This is a genomic window from Bacillus cereus group sp. MYBK95-2, assembly GCF_051915225.1.
In the GTDB taxonomy this organism is placed as follows: domain Bacteria; phylum Bacillota; class Bacilli; order Bacillales; family Bacillaceae_G; genus Bacillus_A; species Bacillus_A cereus.
Map to the genome: position 1 here is coordinate 18,188 of NZ_JBQAEH010000017.1, position 20,066 is coordinate 38,253.

Here is a 20,066-nt window from a genome sequence, read left to right on the forward strand (position 1 = left end):
TTCGATTGCTACATCACCAGCGACCCAGGAAAAAAAGAAAAGAAAATCCTATTACAGATGGATTTGTCCTAATTGTGATCTCATTGTTAGAACTACTAAATTAGGTGTAAATATTAAATGTGGTGATTGTAATGAAACACTTGAAGTAGATGAATAGTAGGATTTATTTTAAAAGTATAGTTTTATAGGATGATTCAAGTCGGAGAAGAGCACCTTAGGGGTGTCTTTTCTTTATTTAGAACTTTTGTTATAATTTATTTAATGATATTTTAACGATTTTTGTACGTACATATTATAAATGAAGAGATGATAGAAAATCTCTTTTACCTATCGCTACCGCAAGGTGCATGGTCACAATTAAATACTAATTTCTAATTTTAGAAGACCACCCATGTTTTGCGATACGGGTGGTTTTTTTATGTCTCTTTGTACTACAACAAATGAATGGTCGTATATCATAGTAACGTGATAGAAAGGAATGGGAGAAAAATGAGTAAAGATTGGATTAAAAGGGCCAAGAAAAATTTATTGAAAAAAAGTGTAGAAAAAGAGGATTTTCCAAAAGCGCGTAAGGAATGGCAATACAAAGGCTTAGAGGATAATGAATATTGTGAAGCCGAATGTGAATTATGCAATCATGAGGAAATACGCTATGAATATATAATAAGGAATAAATTGAATAATAATATAATGATTGTAGGTTCCAAGTGCATCCAGAAGTTCACAGATGATTTTAAAACAGATTTTTACGATACAGAGGGCAATCTTGTTAATGAGCAACGCTTAACAAAAGATAAAAAAGCATATTTGAAAGAAGTTTTACATAAAGCATTGGATAAACGATTAGCAACTTCAAACAGTGAGTTTTACAAGAACATTGCTAAAACAATTAAAAAAGATGGCAAATTAACACCTAATCAATTAAAATGCTTACACAATTTCTATCCAACACTTGATGATATGGGACAACGAGCTTTTAAAAGTATCGTTAAAGTACGTTTACGAAAAGAAAAGGAGCAAGAACAGCTAAAAAATCTTAGTTTAATTGATTTAGAATTTGTTGCGCAATTTATGACAAGTTCACAAAGAAAAACTCATGGTATTTCTAATTTCAAATAATACCTATAATGAGCAACCAGTTCCTTAAATTTATTGTTTTATTATAGGCCCAAAAAGAAATGAATAGTTGCCGTACCACTATTAAAGTATTGAAGGTTAATAATTTTGTAAGAAATAATGAAATAAGGTTTATTAAATAGGATTATTAAATTTACCATTTTTCATGGTATGCTAAAATCACTATATCGGAAGCTGATTGGGTTGCTAACCTTTCTTTGATAATTTACGAGAAAGGAGGGATACACATGGGAATGAAAGACTTGTTTGATTACTCATTGAGTCTATTGCACGATCCTATTCAGGAAGGCTTGAAGGTATACTTCATAGCACTTGCATATAGTTTGGTAGATAAAACAAATAAAAGAATCGTCCAAAATGCCTGCCAGCCTACGGACGATTCTAAACAGAAATAATATTTTAGTAACCAATCGAGCTTACGATAACAGTTACCAAGGGGGATGCGCCAACATCCCTCTTTTTATTATATACCAATGAGTAATACTACAGTACTACTACAGTAAATATAACAAACATGCACTTAAAAGTACAAATGGAATGTTATGGAGATGAAAGACCATGATTTTTCAAATAAAAGTGGTCAATTTGGATGTACATGACATGAAAAAATTGTGGGTTAGGGAATATAAATGCTGGGTAGAAAGTGAAGAGTATACTGTTCCTCTTTGAATATATTTTCTTACATATAATTTTTCCTTAAAACTTTTAAATAAAAAATAGTATTTTTATAATGACGTGTATAATTTAATAAAAGGGGGCTTAAAAATGGTAGATGATAAAAATTCTTTTCAACCTGGAATATACGCCATCATTAATAAAAAAATGAAAATGGTATATGTAGGCGAAACTGAAGAGGCTTTTCTTATCCGATGGATTGAGCATATTTCTAGAATACCTAGCTTTTTTGAAAATGCAGATAGAACAATTTTATATTTAGATCAAGATACAAAATATATTATTCTTAAGGAACTAAATAAAGATAAATTTACAACAAAAGATTTTTATAGATTCGAGCATGAAGCTATGGAATTTTATAAAAGTAAAGGCTGGAATGTCACTTCTAAAAGTCATTTCAAAGAAAGTATGAAGGATAATAATTACTTAAAAAAAGTTAATGAATACACAAGATATAAAAGGGTCATAAAACATATGATTAAATCATTAGGATTAATAAATACGAAAAATAATAATGTTGGCCTTCTTTATAGCAAGCTATATGAAAAAATAAATAAACATTTTGAAACCGATGTTTATAAAAGAAATAAAGGTGGCGTTTTAAACAATCTCACAAAAGAAGAACTTCAATTTATGATTTTAGATTTATACCCAAGATTTAGGGAAAAAATGTTAGCCCTATACCGAGTTGAATATGCAAAACAAGAAATTCAATTAAATTTATTTTAAATGTTAAATTTTAATTCTAATCAGTTGTAATTAAGAAACACATTTTAAAAAGTTCTTTCCATATTCGTTTGTAACAGTTCTTTTATAGTTATCTAATGTAATTATATTCAAACGTATTAAACGCTTATAAATGAGAGTGTAGTCCCCTTACAATTCACCCTTATCAAAAATAGTAAAAAACCACCCATTATCGCTAGAATCTCAGATAAATTAATTAACAATTTGTTTAATACTTGTTATAATAATTATTAGCAGCTAGTATATTTTTAAACAGTGTGTATAAACTAATAAAGACAGGATGCGTCAACATCCTGTCTAAGTAACTGCTACCGCAAGGTGGTCGGTTGCTAAATTAAATTATCTTTTTTTAGAACCGCCCTTTCGCTTGCAGGCATTTTTAGGGGCGGTTCTTTTACGTTTACTGCCGATCTTTTTGACAAGCTTATTTGCATAAGCTGTCACAAATACTGTAAAAAAGATTTTTACAGCATCTTGCAATAAATTGAGTAAAAAATCCATGTAAAGTCACCTCCTTTCTCCCTTGAATAAGAGAAAGGATAGCAACTCGACCGCCCTCACAATATACAATTACTTATTTAAGTTTACCATTTTCTCCCCTCCATCTTCTACTAAATTCTCTAATTTAATAAAGAAATAAAGAAACTCACCCTTAGAAATCCTCATATTAACTGATACTATAATAGACATCTTTTTTCAGTTATATCCATTAAAAAGAGACAGTATAGAATTAAAATAATTCTTACCATCTCTACTTAATTGTTATTATTTATTTACATACCAAGATTCAACTGGTGAGCTGTACCAAGAAGGATTAGTATATGACTTTTGTTTTTCATCCCATTGCAACTTAACATCTACCCAATGTCCTTTAGGATATACCGATAAAATACCTGGTTCATATTTTTCTACCCATCTAATTTTATTTATCAATTGATTTTGTTTCATTAAATGCGTATAAAAAACATCTTGGAACATTGCATGATAGATAGAAGTCGCAATATGTTCTATATCGTTTGTGATCGCTTCTACACTAGTCATGACAATTGTCGCAAGTATGCCTTCTTGTAGATCATCCTCTCTACCCACGTGCATTTCTACATCACAATGATATACTTTTACTTCGTTATCTTCATTAGGGACTAAATGATTCTTTAAATAAGGTATTTTAAACTTATAAATTCCTGAATGAAATCTAATTTCTTCTTCCGTGTTTGATCGATTTAACCAATTCATAAAATTGCTCCTTCCTATAATTCACAAAAATACTCATCTATATAATACTACTATAATATAACGATTTTTAATAATAATATAAATAATGTCCGTTAATACTTGTTTCATCCTTCTGTTTCATGGCTAAACAAGCCCCAATTCAATTACTTAGAGTATATAATTCAAATCTCATTTTTACACTTTTACACTTGTGTAAAAGTGTAAAAAAGTGTATTATCTTATTAAAGCTTCTTATACCTAATTTGAAAGGTGGTATTTTATGAATCATAAAGAAAAACAACAATCTACTAAAATAGGGGAATACAGTAGGGAAGAACTAGTAAAACTAAATGAAGACGTATTGTGTTATGCAAAAGCAATAAATGGCTTACCAACTGATCACAATGATTCTCTAAAGAAAAGAGGTTGGTTATTACCTTTTTTATTTGGATATGATAGTCTACTTTGGAAAAGATGGGATTATTGGTTTGATATTATTCACGCTGGAACAATAGAGCATTCTGGACCAATTCCACAAATTGAATGGATAACCTCTAATAATAAAGGCTTTGAAACAACTGTAAAGATGCTTCAAAATTGTTTAGATTACCATGAAGCGGGGATGAATACATTTATTCAGTGGTTACATTGGGGATTAGCGTTAACAACAAACTCACCAAAAATAACAGAAAAATTAAATCAGCACTATTATAAACACTTTAATATTTTCTTAATGCAAAAATACCCAAGTGATTATATGTCGATTATCTTATGTGAGCAAACAGGGAGAGGATATAAAGATGGTTTAGGATACTTTCCAACTCCTTTTCAGCTAAGTATTATGATGACCTATGTAGTATATAAAGACATTAATAACCCTTTAAAAAGAGAAGAATATAAACAAAAGACTGTAAATGATCCATGCGTTGGTTGTGGTTCAACCTTTCTTCCTGCTTCAAATTTTTCTCTAAAAGGATCTGCTCAAGATGTGAGTAAATCAGCTTTAGATTTACTTAAAATACAGTGTATGTTATATGCCCCCTGGTTTGCTTTTCATCCAGAACATATACAAGGCTTTGAGAATAAATCTTCAATAATAACGAAAAGCAACTAAAAATTATTTTTTAAATTTTAATTTTACACTTTTACATAAGTGTAAAAGTGTAAAATTGTTATGATGTATTTAACAAGACAATAACTATTGAAAAGAGGAATGAAAGATGGAAAACCAAGAGAAATTAGTTATTTTAAATGTAGATCAAAAGGCAGTTGCTTTAAAAGGATTAAAAGACTTGTTCTTTGCAGTACAACAAATGCATGAGTGGTTATCAAAAGATATTTTAACTGAAGAAATGAAAGGGACATTAATTTCTTTATCAGAGTGCCATATTTCAGATATAGCAAAAGCCACAAATTATGAATCTAATCTTGCTAAGGAAAGAGCAGAGCGTCACATAGATATTCGTAATGCCAATAAACGTATTCGAGAATTGGAACAACAGATGGCTAATATGAAGCCAATTGATGGATTAAAAGAGCAATTAGTAGGTTTAACTCGCAAGATTGATGATTGGTGGGATGAACTTGGATTCAATTACATTTCAGAAATGAGTTTTAGCAAATGGGGCGGATTAGATATAAAGTTTGGTTTTCAATTAGGTAGAGTTTCAATGTTATTAAGTAGTACACCTGTATCGGATAAAGAAGAAAATGCGGATAAAATACAACAACTTCGTGATAAAGGATTTGTTTTCATAGAGGAAGATAGAGAAGCACATTTGGCTGACAATGATATAAACAAGCAATTACTGGTACAACTTTTAGAAGAGAGATTTCCAAGAATACAAATTACAGGAATGGAAACCTGGAGCCGGAGAAGAAACAGAGAAGCGCACATTCGATATGTCACAGCCTATCTTGACGAATTACATGAAATTTAAACAAAATAGTTATTTAAAAGAGTTCAACCCCTAACGGTGCGTGCAAAGGGGCTGTGATTAACAAACTCTTACTAAAAACACACGAGATTGATGAAGAAAAATAACAATTTATCTATTGTATTATAACACTAAAATAATTTAAATTTCAACTTGATAAATTTTCGTATTTATTCACTTTATCAAAATACGTCTTGTCTGTTCAAAAGCCACTAAAACTTTAAAATACTAGAAACATATTTATAGAACTATATTTGATTGTTCATGTAAAATAAGAACGTACAGAATACCCTATTTTGTATGTGATCCTGCAAGGTAACTTGTGGGATTTTTTATTTTCTTATAATCGCATTATCCATAGTTAGAATTACCACATAAAACCCTTCTGTGAAAATATTACATTTAATGACACTCAAACCAACTGGTAACTTTTTATTTTGCTTCTGATGGAATCATAAATTTATTGGAATTTGATGTACGTCTCGGAAAAAATTTCTAATAATAACCTTTTGATAATAATCATTAAATATAGGGTAACCTTAACTTTTTTATATAGCAAATAGATATAGGTTACCAAAAAACACGAATAGCCCAGTATCAATTTAGGGCAACTGAACCAGGCAATTTTCACATATGTATTGTTTATAAAACAAATAACAATAATATCCCTATTGTGACATTTTTTCAAACACTTGATGTATATAGGCGCACCAGGCTATGTATGTGTTGATTATTCGTGACGATCTCCTGTTCCTTCTCGACTGAATACACTATGATCAGTAGTTTAACCAATCGAAATTTATGCATAAAAAAAGTTTCATTTAACCGCCTTATAATCATTCTCAATTTTCTATCTTTTTATACATCTAATTATAGATGCGGTAAGTTATGTGTAATTTGATAACACAAATACGTATTATTGTTTACAAATTCGCTTCTACCAATTCTTTTATAACTTGCAACTCTGCCTCTTGCTGGAATTCTTCTAACTTTGCAAAAATAGTTTCTTCCGTGAATTTTATTTCAGTGCCTTTCATTTCTTTCATCCACATTTGAAACACATTAATAGAACGATTCCGTGATTCTTCAAAAATATAATTTTTATTCTCTTCTAACAAATCATCAAACTCTCTTTCCCATTGCTCATCTAAAGATTTTTGAACCTTTCCAGGAGTTAGACCCAAATGTTTCAATAATCCAACAGCCTTATCTCCTAAAATTAAACGCTCTATTCCATTAACTATTTCTTTTATTTCAGGATCTTTATCCATTTGCTTATATTTAATATTGATAACATCATTATCTTTCACCAAAAAGAACGCCCCCTTCTTGATTAATAGTTCAACATACAAATGTAAATCTCCTATATTAGAATCCCTTTTCAAGATAAATTAAAAACGATCGACAAGAGAGTATTATATAATTTCTTCCTACAAATTCTGCACATTCATTACCAAAGGTACTCATTTCCAAAACATCCACCATGACTTCTTTTTCAAACTAGCTGCCGCTATTTCTTCCTGGGCTAATATAATAGTACGTTTTGCTTCTTGGATCTCTCTGACCATCTTCATAAGGTTATCGTCCCTTAGCTCTAACCTCCTTTCTATCCTTTCTTCACGTTCCTTCCGATCCTTCATATCTTCCATAATTAATTTATTTCTTTCTTTTATATCCTCTTCAATTAATTTGTTCTTTTGATCTATACGATTACCTAGTCTCTTTTCCATCTCTAATAAGTTTGCTTGTTGCACCTTATTAATCTCTTCTATCATAGCGCTATATTGTTGTTGGAATTGATATTGCATTTGATAAGGAACTGGATCTGCTCCCTGAGACTCCTCTTTCTTAATAGCGATTCCAAACTGCTTTGCAATCATTTTCGCAGCTTTTTCTAAAGTCATGCCATCTTGCTTACTCAATTCTACTAACTGTTCAATAAGTACAACATCAAACTCTGTATATTCTCTTCTCCCTCTACTATTCTTTCTTACATCATAACCTTCACGCTCAAGAACATCCGAATACTTTCTAAGTGTGCTGCCGCTTACCCCTAAACGACTATAAACCTCATTGCTGGTATATACTATTTCCGCTTCTGACATAGCGCTACGCCACCTCCTATAAGTGGAATTCCATATTGAAGGAATAATCCCTTTTAAAATCCATCGACGAAGCTCGCACGGTCTTTGCTGTATTTTGTCAGAATGGAAAGTAATAGATTATATTATATGTTACCTTTATAGGTAATATATAATAAGATTTATAAAAAGGACTCCTGATACACACAAGAGTCCTTTTTATAAAAAAAATTGAATAAAAGTAAATTATAAAATTACACATTTTTAATTTACTTTTGTTTGCTCTAGTCAAGGTAAATCATAGAATTTGTCACAGTGAATAAATTTTATATATTGTTCAATTATGCCTATTTGATTCAATTTATCTCTAAAATTTTCAATTTCATTCTCACCGTAATAATAAACATGCCATTCTGTATTTTGATTAACTCGCTTCTTAACTTTTCTAAAATATGGCAAATCCACTTCACCTAAAGAATGTCCAATTATAATTACTCTCTCAACAGCATCAAAATTCAATGAAGATAGTTGATTTATATAATTATTTACTTCTTTATATGTTTTAGAACAATAGTCAGTTAAAACCTTATATATTGGTGCCCTTTGTTCATCTAATTTATTTTGATAGTCATCATAATTTTCTTTAAAGTAATCTATTCTAGATGAATTTGAATGCCCTAACACTAATTCATCATCTGAATCTACTACACCGTGTATATGTAAAACACTCGATCTTGAAATATTGTAAATATCCTCCAAAGTAGTGGTGTAATTAAAGTTTATAAATATATCTTGATGGCTTTCATCGATTAAAGATGTCCTTCTATTTATATCGTCCAACTCTTGATCTACTACTTTAATCCATTCTTTTAAATAGCTAGTTAATTCTTCAATGTACTTAAATTTGTTTCCGAAGTAATAATTCAAAGTATCTTCTATACCAACATTTCCACTTTCTAGCCCCAAATCCGTACTTTGAAGCATTTGTTCAATCAATACATATTCATCAATATTAGCTAGATTAAATTCTAAATCATTCCATAGATAAGTTTGTAACCCTTTCCCCCCCAAATAATATTTATCTTCAAAATCCCTCAGGAAGTCTCCTTGATGTTCTTTTAAATAAGAACGAAAGTCCCAATACCTCGTATGTAAACCATGCCCTAAATCAAATCCATTCCCAATAATAAACAAATTCACTTATAACACCATCCCAATTAAAAATCTGTAATAAGATTACAATAAAACGTACAAATTACGCTTAAAAAAACCAACTAATTATACATCCGTCCCTAGCATTTTTTCAATGCTTGTTAACACTTCTTTTTTATCTACTACTAAAGGCAGCGAATACACAGCTGTATTTTCTAAATCTTCTCTTCTATATCGTATTAATGATTGTATCTTCATCTTTGGAATCCCTTGTTTCTCCAGGTAGCGATACACCGATACTTTATATCGAAACTTCAAATTAAGATCATCTATACCATCTAATAAATCTTTGAGACTATATAATTTCATAGGTAATTCGCTAACTGGAAACTCTTTAACAACTTTATTCATCAAATCTGTTTTCGAATATAGAAGACTTGTCTGCTGTAGCGCTATAGTTTCAAACATCTTTGTAGTAGTAGTTTTTTGTTCTTGTTTTTCGGCTAATCCCATCAATTTATCCCTGGATGCGATGCTTAACTCTTCAAAATAATACCGCTGCCGATCAACCAACAAAGCCGACTCTTTTAATAAAAATTGTTGAAACTTACTTCGTGAAAATAATTTACGTTTCGTAAACAGATCAACATATTTACTATCCTCACAATTTGTAAATAAAGCCTTATTTGCTACAGAGTTAATATATACATGATATATGTATGGCGCTATATTCTTTTGAACATAATCATAACTACACCTAAGATAATTAGCCATTTCATCAATTGTTATATTAAAATCATCTTCTATCAATTCTAAGTACGAAAATGCTATTTCTTCTAATGATAGCCCTTTACCTGGAATATTAATTAAAAACTCACTTTCCATTAATCCCCACTCCCCTAAATAGCCATATAATCTAGCATAGCATATCAAATTAATATTATGTTACGTATAAAGGTAACATATAAACACAATTTACAAATTCTTAAAAAGGGATACTGATTAAAGCACCGAAAATATATATTGAAAACCATGAAATTCTATTGAAAATGATCATGAAGATTCTTATAACAAAGGGGATAGAATAATGTATTTTGCAAATGAAGAACATGAACGGAATTACATTAGATTATTAGATACAAAAGGAATTGAGCCTGGTGATGATCCTGAATATGAAGCAGCTTTCTATATAACTGCACACCCTGAAATACACAAGTGTTTTGATTGGTCTTTATGCAGGATAGAATACTCTCCATTAGGTGAATTACTCTCTCCTGAAGAGGATATTAAAGGGGTAAATCCTGGCGCACTTACTGGAACAACCCTACCATTGGTTAAGGCTGGACAGTCATTATTTAATGGATATAAAGTAGATCTATCAGACTTACCTTTATATAATGAAGAATTTTTTCAAGTGTTTTTCCAGGCATGTAAAATAAGATGGCGTGTGAATTTATAAAATATAAAAACTCCATTTTTAGTTATTCTAAAATGGAGTTTTTATATTAATCGACCATATTTATATACAAAAAGTATATAAATTTATTGTAATGTAATATATTCTAGAACAAACCAAATTGCATCATTTTCATCATCATATCATGATCATACTGCGCCCGTTTTGAAGATACTAAATAATGATGCGCACTATTAATAACATCAGTAACTCGGAGAATTACCGCGGAATCTTGATCCTCCTTTAATAAACTATGAGGTAATAGTCTAGCTAAATCCTCTTCTTCAGAGAAAGTCCATTTATTTTCTTTCCAACAAACTAGCACAAAAATTGCATTCATTAATCTTAAAAGATATATTACTTCTACATTTTCATTCTCATATAAATCAGGTTCTTTCCCAAAAGGTTTACCAGCTAAAAAAATTTTCGGATTAGCTATTCCTGAAAAAGGCATACCCATCATAGCGCCTAATTTTACATACGAACCCAAGAACAAGCTATATTTACTTGTTGCTTCAGAATCTTCTCCTATAATATACTTCGCATTCTGCTTCAACCAATTAGAGCTTTTCCCCTGTCTCGTACCATTGTATAAGATTTTCATTATCCACTTACTTAACACAAGTTGATTATACTCAATACTTATTTCTTCTTTAGGCGAAATATCTTTAGAAAAATATTTAAGAATAAATGCATTTCCGTAATCATCTAATTTCGAAAGTGCCACGTTGTTACAACTCTCACATACATCTTTAACTACTTGTTTTTTTGGTGATAACGGTATTGCCTTTCCTCCTTCAAAAAAAACATGATCAAATTCGGGGAATTTAGAGATGAGACCATACGGATAAATATGTTCACCTGTTAATTTCCTAGAACTAGAATTACAATAAGCACAAACTTTCCCCATAGAATGCAACCCCTTTTTTTGTTGCAACCAATAATTAACATTGCAACTTCTCAATTAATTATAAACTTTTTTTTTATATTTAAAATCCCCCTTCATAAAAGAACGTAGGTTCGTGTATAATAAGAACAGACGTTCTTTTATGAAGGAGGAATCACAGTGTATGACTATTCAATCCTACCGAATAGAATCATCTTATGTGTGGATCTACGGAGTTTTTACGCTTCAGTTAGTTGCATCAAAATGGGATTAGATCCTATGCATACAAAATTGGCTGTAGTAGGTGATGTGAATAGAAATGGTTCAATCGTTCTGGCTGCAACCCCACCATTAAAAGCATTAGGTGTAAAGAAGATGGCAAGATTATACGAGATTCCTCGCAGAAAAGATATTCTTGTTGTAAATCCAATTATGAGTACTTATATTAAATGCTCCAATTACATAACAAAATTAGCTTTGCAATACGTTCCTATTGAGGATTTCCACCAATATTCCATTGATGAATTCTTCATGGATATTACGGACAGTATTCATTTATTTGCCCAAGATCCTTATAAATTCGCAATGAAATTCAAGCGTGAAATATACGATCATACACGAATTGAATGCACCATCGGAATTGCTCCTAACCCACTCATGAGTAAGGTTGCCCTAGACATTGAAGCTAAGAAGAACAAAGATGGAATTGCTTTTTGGCAGTACGAGGATATACCTACCAAACTATGGAGCATACGCCCCCTTAACAAATTTTGGGGCATATCATATAAAACAGAAGAAAAGTTAAATAGAAAGGGAATATACTCTATTGGAGATTTAGCCAATTATCCCCTTAAATACTTAAAACAGAGCTTTGGCAAGATTGGGGAAGAATTACACTTACATAGCCACGGAATCGACTTTAGTCGCATTTCAGAAAAATATGTTCCTGCCACAACTTCTGTTGGAAAAAGCCAAATTTTAATGCGTGACTACACAATAGAAGAATTTCCGATTATTCTATTGGAACATATAGAAGAAGTTTGTTATCGGCTTAGAAGACAAAATAAACTTGCCCAAACCGTTCATTTTTCTGTCGGTTATAGCAAGAGTTATACCGGTGGCATTAGAAAAACACATACTTTAAACCGCCCAACAAATTTAACAATGGATATATATAATATCTGTACATACTTTTTACATCAACAATATACTGGCGAACCCATTCGCAGTATAAACATATCCTTAACAAACCTAATTCAAGAAGGGGAAGAACAAATTTCTCTTTTTGATAATGTCACGAAACGAGAACAAGAAGTTAAGTTAACAAAAGTAATGGATGAAATACGAATAAAGTTTGGGAAGAACAGTATTTTACGAGGGATTTCCTACACGCATAGCGCTACAGCTAGACACCGAAATACACTAATAGGAGGACACAGATCATGAATAACGCTAATATGCCAAAAGGAAGAGGTATGGTGAAATGGTCTCCGTTCGCAGCAATGCCTGAACAGTTTGCTGGGATACGTGAAATCATCAAGGAGAAAAACAAAGTAACTCGGCCGATCTTAACAGATGAAGAAAAAGAACTAATTGAGAACATGTTATTATGTTCCTTATTATCTGAAGAAGAAATACTAATTACATATTATGAAGATGGTTATTTGCTCTCTAGCTATATGACTGTTATTGATATTGATCCACCAAATAGTGCTGTTATATGTACCGATGCTTTTTATAATAGGATGAAACTGCAATTTTATAATATAATAGATGCAAAATAGAATTTATTTACGTAAGCACATTCAAACTATTATAAAGGAGTGTACACAATGCAAGAGGCTCAAATAAGAAAGAGTGCAGCAGGAGCAATTATTCATAACGATATAAATGACTATCCCCATTTAAATATACCAATGATTATTAATGAAAAAGATGGAATGATTTATGAAGTTCTAGGTGCTGGTTTTCACACTAATGATGCTGTAGCAATAATAACAACGGATAATTTTGCTACAACCAGGGTAACTGCGCCGATTATAACAGTAAAAAACAATGATGGTAGTATTCAATTATATCGCTTACCTTTAGAACTAGAACATTGGGTACTTTCTTGTATGCGTGCTGCTTCAGTAGAAAAAAATCCGTTTCCGTGTAAAGTTGCTTTTGGGATCATTGACACTAAATTTTATGTAGAATTCAAATAATAAAAAAGGTAGAAAGACATTCCTTCTACCTTTTTTCACTCTTTACTTTACTAATAAATAAACAATCCTTCCAATTGATTAAGTAAACATAATTATCAACTATGCTCTTGTTCACATGAGACTTCTACCAAAAATGATTCAAGATCTTTCAATGAAATATTATTTTTTTCAACAATTGATTTAATCACATCAATCCCAATTTTCTTTGAAAATTTGGGATTATCTTCTTTGATAAAGCTATCAGATTCATTCTTATACAATTGTTTTAACCTAAGGATTAAGTAACCATATAAATACAATAACAAAAAAGTGGCTTTATCCATGCTATCCATTATTCTTAATTTTAATGAGGCATTACAACTTATTACAACAGTAGAATTTTCATTAACCATACAAGTAATATCTACATCTGTGTCTCTAACTCTAAGTGTTATCTTTTTTAGTTCTCCACCATTACTTATAAATGCTTTGGTCGCTATTAGTTCTGTTGTCTGATAAGATGCTCCTGTAAAAACATTGGCGTCATCAGTTACATTACCTACAAAACCACTAATATTTTCTAATTTCGTGTCATCATTTAAAATTCCATCACGTTCCGTATAAACATAAAATAACCAGTTAAACATATCAGGATCAAGAGAGTATTCAGTATTTGTGAGGGAAATATTGTGTTCACCAATCAGCGTTTTAAATCTACTAATGTTGTAATCATTTGACGTAATAATAAGTACATACACTTTATTTCCTTTTTCAAAAAACAATGACTCAACATCTAAATCATTTACTCTTTCAGCCTTTGGTAGGAAATCTCCAAAACTATCTTTTCGCTTTTTCTTTGAGTACTCTAAATTAGCGATTGCCTTCTGATAAAAAATAATTTCCTCTGTAGAATTATTTTCACCGTTAATTTTAGGTAATTTCATTTCTTCTAATTGGCCTATCTCTTTCCACGAATAAATGAAATTTTTTTCAGACTCACACATACGAGCAACCTGATCTACATCTTTTTTCACATGAGATAGTAACTCTCTATGTTGTCTTCTGAACACTTCATCCAAAGAAGATAAGCTATTAATATCATTTAGTAAAAAAATATTAGAATATATTTTTGCCATCTATTTACCTCCTTCACATTCAATATTCAACTCTTTCATATTAGAATCACATAATGCACTACTTATTTTACTTCCTACGACTGACGTGAGTTTAAAATCTATATGCGCAGTATCTCTTTTAACTCGCTTCGGAAGAATAACTATACTCTCGGTCATTATAAAAGGTTTCATAGAAAGTCCACCTAAACGGTAGTTTTCTAAAATACTAATACAAATTGCCTGTTTCTCATTGACTCTAGTACTCGCTTTTTCATTAAGCCATTCTTGGTCATTTACCAAAGTTACATCAATTATCTGCGGATTAAAGAAAATCTCTATCTGCAATCCTAACAGTTTTAATATAAACATTGAAATTTTACCAGCCGGGGAAATTTTTAGCTCAATATCAACTTGTTCTTCTACGTACTCTCCGCCTACTGGTTTAAATTTGATTAATTCTTTATTTCTATTATTGACTTTAAAGTTTATATCCACTGTCAAACGCTCAAAATATCTTTTAATACCCCATAATAAAGTTTTATAAAGCAAACCAAGTAATAATTGTATAACGCCAACAACAGCAGCAATTATAGCGCTCAATATAACCTTTTGTGTTGTAGGATCAGAATATCCATGTCGATTTAGAAAATCATATAAGATATTTGAATTATTTGAAGAAATAATAGCAGTAACAAATGTTATTACAAAAGTTACAATAATTTTTATACCTGATTTTATGAAATCATAGAAAGCTTTTTTCATGTGTCAATTACCTTTAGTCCAAAATTTAGAGTATCAATAAATTTTAGTAATTTGGAATACTCAGACTCCGTTAGCCCGTCGTCTATTCCAATTACTCCATTTTTCTGAAGAACTATTTTTCTTTTACTATCATTTGTAATAAATGTAATTTCTTTTATATTAAATCCGTATCTACAGACTACATCCTCAACGCTTTCCGAGGACAATTCATCATATTCCTCTAAATACAAACTATTATTGTCCTCAACAAATAAGCAGTCTGCCATTACCATATGAAAAAAATCAATATAGTTTAAAATAGCGAGGAACTTTTGATTTGTAACAAATAATTGTTGGATAGATCTGCTCTGGTACTCTCTGAATGTTACACTATTATTAAGCAACTGGTTAAATGAATCAGGATTATATTTTATTGCAAAAGAGTTTGGGTAATTCCCTTTTACATAATCATAATTTTGCATATCAAGTAAGTTGCAAAAAGATTCTTTCTTCATTTCCCTTTGTCTTAATATCTTGTAGAATTGCATACTATCCCTCCTCACCTTTTAATTTCCTATAATGATTATATACTGTAAACGTTTAGTGCATTTGGATTAAATGATCTAAAACCAAATTTTCCTTACTAATCTTAGTACCTTTAAATTTTTCACTTTTTTTGAGTTTATATACCCACTATATATCGTTCTTGATATAATTACCATTTTTTCTGTTTAAATAACCCAAAAACCCCTAAAAGCAGATCGTATTAAGCGCCTTTACATATTTAAACACATATACTTGTATATAATAATTCTATCATGAAATGATTCATAAAAATTGTAAATTTTCATTTTAGAATTTAAGAAAATAATGAAATCCTTTTCTAACCCTTTATTCATTTTATTATATTATAAGGAATTAATAATGTTATTAACATCCTGAGAAACAGCTAATATACGGATTCCTTTTTCGTCCCAAAAGGTACTCCTTTTGGAACGGTTGTTTTTTTGCAGGAAATCGATTTTCAAAAGGTAGGTAAAATAACTTTAGGGATGTACCATAAATAGAAGCACCTTTTGAAGCGCTTTTATTGTATAATGAGATTAGTATTTTAAAAATTGAATAATTATATTTTTTATTGCAGCTTCTAAAAACAAAATAGATTGGTTGGATTTAATATGAATATTAGAAAATTTGGTTATATAAGAATTAGTACAAAGGATCAAAACGAAGCACGTCAAATTGAATCAATAAAAAAATTCGTAACAGATGAACGTGATATATTTATAGATAAACAAAGCGGCAGAGATTTTAATCGGTATCAATATCAGCTTCTAAAAAGAATGTTAAGGGAAGAAGATATTTTGTACATACATTCTTTAGATCGTTTTGGAAGGAATAAGGAAGGGATTCTTCAAGAGTGGCAAGATATTACCCAAAACATTAAAGCACATATAGTCGTATTAGATATGCCGTTACTTGATACAACTAAATACAAAGATAGTTTAGGCACTCTTATTACTGATTTGGTATTACAAATTCTTTCCTGGCTTGCTGAAGAAGAACGAACACGAATTAAAATCCGTCAACGTGAAGGTATTGATATCGCTAAGAAGAAAGGAACGCATATGGGGAGACCCAGAATACAAATCACAGACGAATTTATCTCAGCGTATAAAGATTGGAAAAACGGAGAGATTACAGCGGTTGAAGCCATGAGAAGAACCAATATGAAAAGCACCACTTTTTACAGGATTGTGAAACGTTATGAAAACGGAGAACGTTAAATAGAAAGGAAAAAAATGAGTAATAATAACAATAAAAAAAACAAATACTTAAATTTTGAGGAGTTTGATCATTACTTACAACTAATTTCACATGAGAAATCATTATATAAGTTAGCATTCTTAATGATAACAAGTCTTTTTTCTACTTTTGCTTTATATATAGTAGACGCTAAAGTTAAACCTCTATTTGTAGATACAAATAAATATTTAATTGAAATCTTTGAAGGTGGACTCTTTTTATTAATCATTTTACTCCCCTTTATATACGTTTTTAGGAACGAACTGCACCTGATTTTTAAAAAGCCTAACTGGAAGCACTATAAGACATCATTTACATGGGCTTCTCTTGTTCTACTTGCTGTATTTGCTATATTATTAATCATATATTATTTTGTACCAATCAATTTAAAATCTAACAATGCTTTTAGTGGTGAAATATCAATTTTATTTATAAGGATTATTAGAATGATCCTGCAAATATTCGGTGAACATTTAATGTTTGTTTCTATGTTTATTGTTTTTTACAAACTTATCCGTATTTTTATTTTTAAGTCATCGACTCTAATTATTACAGCAATTATGTTAGCTAGTATCAGTTTTGGTTTATTACACCTACCAACTTACGGCTTTAATTTATTACACTGTGTTTTCTTAATTGGTATACCTGCAACAACCCATCTAATAATTTTTATAAAATATCAAAACATTTTAATGGGATATTTTATTCATTTAAATTATGATTTAATAATCCTAGCAATTTCAATACTTAGCATAATACAAAGGAATCCGGCATTATAATTATACACACTTTTCTCGAATAGTACTGTGCCATGAATTCCTAAGAAGATATATAGTAATATGGAAAATTAAATAAAAACATAAAAAAGACGATAGTGTTTCCACTATCGTCTTTCCTCATTATAACCATTAAAAATGACTACAATATACCCACTAATACTATACTATAATTTATTTAGATTTAGAACTAATCTAACAATGAAAAATCCATATTATCAATAATTTCTTCCAGAGTAATAGATGAACGTTCAGCAAACTGCTTTATGTTAGGCCACAACTCACATACAAATGAACTCGTTGCAATATCATCATTTACTTCTGGTTCCGTTATTAGCCCTTTCCTCCATAGAAGCTGTACATATCCCTTTACGTCATTTCTAGATAAACGCGTTATCATTGGAATCTCATCTAAGTATATCCACTCTTTTTCAGATTTCTCAAGCATTATTTTAAAAATGGCACGAGGTTCAGGTGATAAATTTCTGAGCTTATTAACTTCTTCTTTTAATTGATTTACACATTGCAAACGTTCTTCCTCATCCAACGACCACTCTAAAGTTTTTTCAAATCTTTTTAATGACCTACAATATGAATATGTTTGGTTCTTTGTTTTATCAGAGATAGAATTAAATAGCTTATTTTCTATATCTCCATATTTTTTTTCATGATCTTCCTTCATTTTCTTTAATCGTTCTACTGTGTATTCTTTTTCATCATTAGTTTCAATATGATGTTCATAACATAATAATAATAAATTACTTGCTTGCCTACGTTCTTCGTTTGTTTGACTAGAGTTAAATCTCTGGCCACCTGGCTTAGCCGCCTCAATATGACATATTTGTCCTACGACATTTCCTTTATCATTCAAAATTGTTTTCTCACAACCAGGAAATGCACATCTATTTCCTGACTTTAGGTATAATTCTCGTAGAGCATCTCTTGTGGTTTGTAACCTGTTTACTTTTTCCATTTAAATTCCCCTCCTTATATAATATAAATATTCTTATTTTCTATATTCTACAAATCAAATTATACCAAATATATGAAATTACGGGAGGTAACACAAATGATTAATACTAAGCACAAACAGAATTACATTAGAATCTATACATTGCGGGATAAAACAGAAAAATCTATCAAGGTCCAACCTTCACAAAGTTTTAAAGAGGAAATGCGTGTTCTTGGAATAACAGAATATGATATTTTCCAAGTTCAATTAGTAAAATCCTCAAATAATAATTAAATTTGATTCAAAACTTAACCCTTAACACTGCTTGTTATGCATCTCTTTTTTTACTTAAAGTAAAAAATAGAAGCGAAAGTTATCACTTTTACACTTTTACACTTGTGTAAAAGTGTAAAAGTGATATAATAAAGGTAGGCATAAGACTATATGCCAGCACAAATAAAAGGAGTGTAAAACCATGCAAACAATGTTAATTAGTACAGAGTTAGATCCGTTTTTCCAAAAATTCTTTAGTGAACATCCTGTAAAAAACGATGTAATTCTAATTAATTTCAACAAAAAAATTTTCGTTTTTGAAAGTGAAAACATCATATCAATGATGAAACAATTTGAACCTAAAGAACGTGAATATGCTAAACGTCTATTACAATTATATGCGGCTCAAAAACGTGATATTAATAGCTGTCTAGAGGAAATTGCATCCGATTATGTGAGACGATATTATGGAAACTAATTACCTTATAAATGATTTCCAAAACAAAAAAATAGAATGCGAGATCCTACCCTCACATTCTAGGTGTTGAAGTATATTGTAAAGGACAAGACTCCTCTTGTCCTTTAACCCATTGTATACAACTTATTATACTCTCAAAAAATAAAACTGTAAAATAGTCCAAAATATATTCTAAAATAAACAGTTAGGGAGGTCAGCTGTATGCTGCTCGATCTAAATAAAATGTTATTAGCTTCATTTATCCAAATAATCATTTTCTGTTTTATAATTAATATTTTATTATAAATAATACAGAAATAAATTTACTTTTGCCTACAATTTTAAAAACCAGATAACCAACATTAAAAAAAGTATCCAAATAACATCAACTACACCAAAATAGAAAGATCCCCATTCAAGGTAAATACAGTACCTTATATGGGGATCTTTCTTATTCTTAAAATCATTAAAATA

24 protein-coding genes are annotated in these 20,066 nt (G+C 30.3%); 13 read left to right on the top strand and 11 right to left on the bottom strand.

Annotated features, from left to right (window positions below):
• Positions 1 to 489: 489 nt before the first annotated feature.
• From ACTFN4_RS29020 to ACTFN4_RS29030, 3 genes are all read left to right on the top strand, one after another.
• The gene (locus ACTFN4_RS29020) at positions 490 to 1,119 is read left to right on the top strand and encodes a hypothetical protein (protein WP_439963208.1); all 630 of its coding nucleotides are present in this window, start codon (positions 490 to 492) and stop codon (positions 1,117 to 1,119) included.
• 245 nt (positions 1,120 to 1,364) lie between these two features.
• Positions 1,365 to 1,532, top strand: a complete 168-nt coding sequence (locus ACTFN4_RS29025) for a hypothetical protein (RefSeq protein WP_439963209.1) — start codon at positions 1,365 to 1,367, stop codon at positions 1,530 to 1,532.
• A 370-nt stretch (positions 1,533 to 1,902) separates the two neighbouring features.
• Complete coding sequence (locus ACTFN4_RS29030; protein WP_439963210.1) at positions 1,903 to 2,541, top strand: hypothetical protein; 639 nt, start codon at positions 1,903 to 1,905, stop codon at positions 2,539 to 2,541.
• A gap of 357 nt (positions 2,542 to 2,898) precedes the next feature.
• On the opposite strand, the gene ACTFN4_RS29035 is transcribed toward ACTFN4_RS29030, so the two are convergent.
• Positions 2,899 to 3,060 (bottom strand): hypothetical protein, encoded by a 162-nt coding sequence (locus tag ACTFN4_RS29035; protein WP_162841993.1) that lies wholly within the window; start codon positions 3,058 to 3,060, stop codon positions 2,899 to 2,901.
• Between the two features lie 264 nt (positions 3,061 to 3,324).
• Positions 3,325 to 3,795, bottom strand: coding sequence for a hypothetical protein (locus tag ACTFN4_RS29040; protein WP_439963211.1), 471 nt, complete (start codon positions 3,793 to 3,795; stop codon positions 3,325 to 3,327).
• 259 nt (positions 3,796 to 4,054) lie between these two features.
• On the opposite strand from ACTFN4_RS29040, the gene ACTFN4_RS29045 reads away from it, so the two are divergent.
• Complete coding sequence (locus ACTFN4_RS29045; RefSeq protein WP_439963212.1) at positions 4,055 to 4,888, top strand: hypothetical protein; 834 nt, start codon at positions 4,055 to 4,057, stop codon at positions 4,886 to 4,888.
• A 106-nt stretch (positions 4,889 to 4,994) separates the two neighbouring features.
• Positions 4,995 to 5,714, top strand: coding sequence for a hypothetical protein (locus ACTFN4_RS29050; protein ID WP_439963213.1), 720 nt, complete (start codon positions 4,995 to 4,997; stop codon positions 5,712 to 5,714).
• A gap of 920 nt (positions 5,715 to 6,634) precedes the next feature.
• Here ACTFN4_RS29050 and ACTFN4_RS29055 read toward each other — a convergent pair.
• The 4 genes from ACTFN4_RS29055 to ACTFN4_RS29070 form a co-directional block, all read right to left on the bottom strand.
• On the bottom strand, positions 6,635 to 7,021 hold the full coding sequence (locus tag ACTFN4_RS29055; protein WP_439963251.1) for a hypothetical protein: 387 nt from the start codon (positions 7,019 to 7,021) through the stop codon (positions 6,635 to 6,637).
• A gap of 153 nt (positions 7,022 to 7,174) precedes the next feature.
• Positions 7,175 to 7,816 carry a DUF3967 domain-containing protein gene (locus ACTFN4_RS29060; RefSeq protein WP_439963214.1) on the bottom strand — a complete coding sequence of 214 codons (642 nt, stop codon included), beginning with the start codon at positions 7,814 to 7,816 and terminating at the stop codon, positions 7,175 to 7,177.
• Positions 7,817 to 8,080: 264 nt separating this feature from the next.
• Positions 8,081 to 8,992, bottom strand: coding sequence for a bacteriophage abortive infection AbiH family protein (locus tag ACTFN4_RS29065; protein WP_439963215.1), 912 nt, complete (start codon positions 8,990 to 8,992; stop codon positions 8,081 to 8,083).
• Between the two features lie 78 nt (positions 8,993 to 9,070).
• On the bottom strand, positions 9,071 to 9,829 hold the full coding sequence (locus tag ACTFN4_RS29070) for a hypothetical protein (RefSeq protein WP_098399285.1): 759 nt from the start codon (positions 9,827 to 9,829) through the stop codon (positions 9,071 to 9,073).
• Between the two features lie 202 nt (positions 9,830 to 10,031).
• Here ACTFN4_RS29070 and ACTFN4_RS29075 point away from each other — a divergent pair, with 202 nt between their 5' ends.
• Entirely contained in the window at positions 10,032 to 10,403 is a 372-nt protein-coding gene (locus ACTFN4_RS29075) for a hypothetical protein (RefSeq protein WP_098399284.1), read from the top strand.
• A gap of 103 nt (positions 10,404 to 10,506) precedes the next feature.
• On the opposite strand, the gene ACTFN4_RS29080 is transcribed toward ACTFN4_RS29075, so the two are convergent.
• A complete protein-coding gene (locus tag ACTFN4_RS29080) occupies positions 10,507 to 11,310 on the bottom strand; it encodes a hypothetical protein (RefSeq protein WP_439963216.1) in 804 nt (267 codons plus the stop codon).
• A gap of 156 nt (positions 11,311 to 11,466) precedes the next feature.
• Between ACTFN4_RS29080 and ACTFN4_RS29085 the strand changes: the two genes are divergently transcribed.
• From ACTFN4_RS29085 to ACTFN4_RS29095, 3 genes are read left to right on the top strand one after another with little or no spacing between them, the layout of a single operon-like run.
• Positions 11,467 to 12,732 (top strand): Y-family DNA polymerase, encoded by a 1,266-nt coding sequence (locus ACTFN4_RS29085; RefSeq protein ID WP_439963217.1) that lies wholly within the window; start codon positions 11,467 to 11,469, stop codon positions 12,730 to 12,732.
• Positions 12,729 to 13,070, top strand: a complete 342-nt coding sequence (locus ACTFN4_RS29090) for a YolD-like family protein (RefSeq protein WP_410993574.1) — start codon at positions 12,729 to 12,731, stop codon at positions 13,068 to 13,070. The genes ACTFN4_RS29085 and ACTFN4_RS29090 overlap by 4 nt, the downstream gene beginning before the upstream one ends.
• 48 nt (positions 13,071 to 13,118) lie before the next feature.
• Positions 13,119 to 13,493, top strand: coding sequence for a hypothetical protein (locus ACTFN4_RS29095; RefSeq protein WP_439963218.1), 375 nt, complete (start codon positions 13,119 to 13,121; stop codon positions 13,491 to 13,493).
• 95 nt (positions 13,494 to 13,588) lie between these two features.
• Here ACTFN4_RS29095 and ACTFN4_RS29100 read toward each other — a convergent pair whose 3' ends face one another.
• From ACTFN4_RS29100 to ACTFN4_RS29110, 3 genes are read right to left on the bottom strand one after another with little or no spacing between them, the layout of a single operon-like run.
• Positions 13,589 to 14,608 (bottom strand): hypothetical protein, encoded by a 1,020-nt coding sequence (locus tag ACTFN4_RS29100; protein ID WP_439963219.1) that lies wholly within the window; start codon positions 14,606 to 14,608, stop codon positions 13,589 to 13,591.
• Complete coding sequence (locus tag ACTFN4_RS29105; RefSeq protein WP_410993577.1) at positions 14,609 to 15,349, bottom strand: hypothetical protein; 741 nt, start codon at positions 15,347 to 15,349, stop codon at positions 14,609 to 14,611.
• Positions 15,346 to 15,876 carry a hypothetical protein gene (locus ACTFN4_RS29110; protein WP_410993578.1) on the bottom strand — a complete coding sequence of 177 codons (531 nt, stop codon included), beginning with the start codon at positions 15,874 to 15,876 and terminating at the stop codon, positions 15,346 to 15,348. Before ACTFN4_RS29110 ends, ACTFN4_RS29105 begins: the two co-directional genes overlap by 4 nt.
• Before the next feature lie 630 nt (positions 15,877 to 16,506).
• Here ACTFN4_RS29110 and ACTFN4_RS29115 point away from each other — a divergent pair.
• A complete protein-coding gene (locus ACTFN4_RS29115) occupies positions 16,507 to 17,115 on the top strand; it encodes a recombinase family protein (RefSeq protein ID WP_439963220.1) in 609 nt (202 codons plus the stop codon).
• A 15-nt stretch (positions 17,116 to 17,130) separates the two neighbouring features.
• Positions 17,131 to 17,913, top strand: a complete 783-nt coding sequence (locus tag ACTFN4_RS29120; RefSeq protein ID WP_439963222.1) for a hypothetical protein — start codon at positions 17,131 to 17,133, stop codon at positions 17,911 to 17,913.
• A gap of 187 nt (positions 17,914 to 18,100) precedes the next feature.
• Here the strand turns inward: ACTFN4_RS29120 and ACTFN4_RS29125 are convergent, their stop codons facing one another.
• A complete protein-coding gene (locus ACTFN4_RS29125; RefSeq protein ID WP_439963224.1) occupies positions 18,101 to 18,883 on the bottom strand; it encodes a hypothetical protein in 783 nt (260 codons plus the stop codon).
• 96 nt (positions 18,884 to 18,979) lie between these two features.
• On the opposite strand from ACTFN4_RS29125, the gene ACTFN4_RS29130 reads away from it, so the two are divergent.
• The gene (locus tag ACTFN4_RS29130; protein WP_439963225.1) at positions 18,980 to 19,156 is read left to right on the top strand and encodes a hypothetical protein; all 177 of its coding nucleotides are present in this window, start codon (positions 18,980 to 18,982) and stop codon (positions 19,154 to 19,156) included.
• A gap of 181 nt (positions 19,157 to 19,337) precedes the next feature.
• A complete protein-coding gene (locus tag ACTFN4_RS29135) occupies positions 19,338 to 19,613 on the top strand; it encodes a hypothetical protein (protein WP_439963227.1) in 276 nt (91 codons plus the stop codon).
• Positions 19,614 to 20,066: the final 453 nt, after the last annotated feature.

What these genes read in the sequence shown, in the direction of transcription:
- ACTFN4_RS29040 (WP_439963211.1), bottom strand. Translation starts at nt 3,795, where the DNA reads ATGAATTGGTTAAATCGATCAAACACGGAAGAAGAAATTAGATTTCAT.
- ACTFN4_RS29105 (WP_410993577.1), bottom strand. Translation starts at nt 15,349, where the DNA reads ATGAAAAAAGCTTTCTATGATTTCATAAAATCAGGTATAAAAATTATT.
- ACTFN4_RS29090 (WP_410993574.1), top strand. Translation starts at nt 12,729, where the DNA reads ATGAATAACGCTAATATGCCAAAAGGAAGAGGTATGGTGAAATGGTCT.
- ACTFN4_RS29075 (WP_098399284.1), top strand. Translation starts at nt 10,032, where the DNA reads ATGTATTTTGCAAATGAAGAACATGAACGGAATTACATTAGATTATTA.
- ACTFN4_RS29045 (WP_439963212.1), top strand. Translation starts at nt 4,055, where the DNA reads ATGAATCATAAAGAAAAACAACAATCTACTAAAATAGGGGAATACAGT.
- ACTFN4_RS29115 (WP_439963220.1), top strand. Translation starts at nt 16,507, where the DNA reads ATGAATATTAGAAAATTTGGTTATATAAGAATTAGTACAAAGGATCAA.
- ACTFN4_RS29070 (WP_098399285.1), bottom strand. Translation starts at nt 9,829, where the DNA reads ATGGAAAGTGAGTTTTTAATTAATATTCCAGGTAAAGGGCTATCATTA.
- ACTFN4_RS29125 (WP_439963224.1), bottom strand. Translation starts at nt 18,883, where the DNA reads ATGGAAAAAGTAAACAGGTTACAAACCACAAGAGATGCTCTACGAGAA.
- ACTFN4_RS29120 (WP_439963222.1), top strand. Translation starts at nt 17,131, where the DNA reads ATGAGTAATAATAACAATAAAAAAAACAAATACTTAAATTTTGAGGAG.
- ACTFN4_RS29025 (WP_439963209.1), top strand. Translation starts at nt 1,365, where the DNA reads ATGGGAATGAAAGACTTGTTTGATTACTCATTGAGTCTATTGCACGAT.
- ACTFN4_RS29100 (WP_439963219.1), bottom strand. Translation starts at nt 14,608, where the DNA reads ATGGCAAAAATATATTCTAATATTTTTTTACTAAATGATATTAATAGC.
- ACTFN4_RS29080 (WP_439963216.1), bottom strand. Translation starts at nt 11,310, where the DNA reads ATGGGGAAAGTTTGTGCTTATTGTAATTCTAGTTCTAGGAAATTAACA.
- ACTFN4_RS29035 (WP_162841993.1), bottom strand. Translation starts at nt 3,060, where the DNA reads ATGGATTTTTTACTCAATTTATTGCAAGATGCTGTAAAAATCTTTTTT.
- ACTFN4_RS29095 (WP_439963218.1), top strand. Translation starts at nt 13,119, where the DNA reads ATGCAAGAGGCTCAAATAAGAAAGAGTGCAGCAGGAGCAATTATTCAT.
- ACTFN4_RS29130 (WP_439963225.1), top strand. Translation starts at nt 18,980, where the DNA reads ATGATTAATACTAAGCACAAACAGAATTACATTAGAATCTATACATTG.
- ACTFN4_RS29050 (WP_439963213.1), top strand. Translation starts at nt 4,995, where the DNA reads ATGGAAAACCAAGAGAAATTAGTTATTTTAAATGTAGATCAAAAGGCA.
- ACTFN4_RS29135 (WP_439963227.1), top strand. Translation starts at nt 19,338, where the DNA reads ATGCAAACAATGTTAATTAGTACAGAGTTAGATCCGTTTTTCCAAAAA.
- ACTFN4_RS29030 (WP_439963210.1), top strand. Translation starts at nt 1,903, where the DNA reads ATGGTAGATGATAAAAATTCTTTTCAACCTGGAATATACGCCATCATT.
- ACTFN4_RS29020 (WP_439963208.1), top strand. Translation starts at nt 490, where the DNA reads ATGAGTAAAGATTGGATTAAAAGGGCCAAGAAAAATTTATTGAAAAAA.
- ACTFN4_RS29060 (WP_439963214.1), bottom strand. Translation starts at nt 7,816, where the DNA reads ATGTCAGAAGCGGAAATAGTATATACCAGCAATGAGGTTTATAGTCGT.
- ACTFN4_RS29110 (WP_410993578.1), bottom strand. Translation starts at nt 15,876, where the DNA reads ATGCAATTCTACAAGATATTAAGACAAAGGGAAATGAAGAAAGAATCT.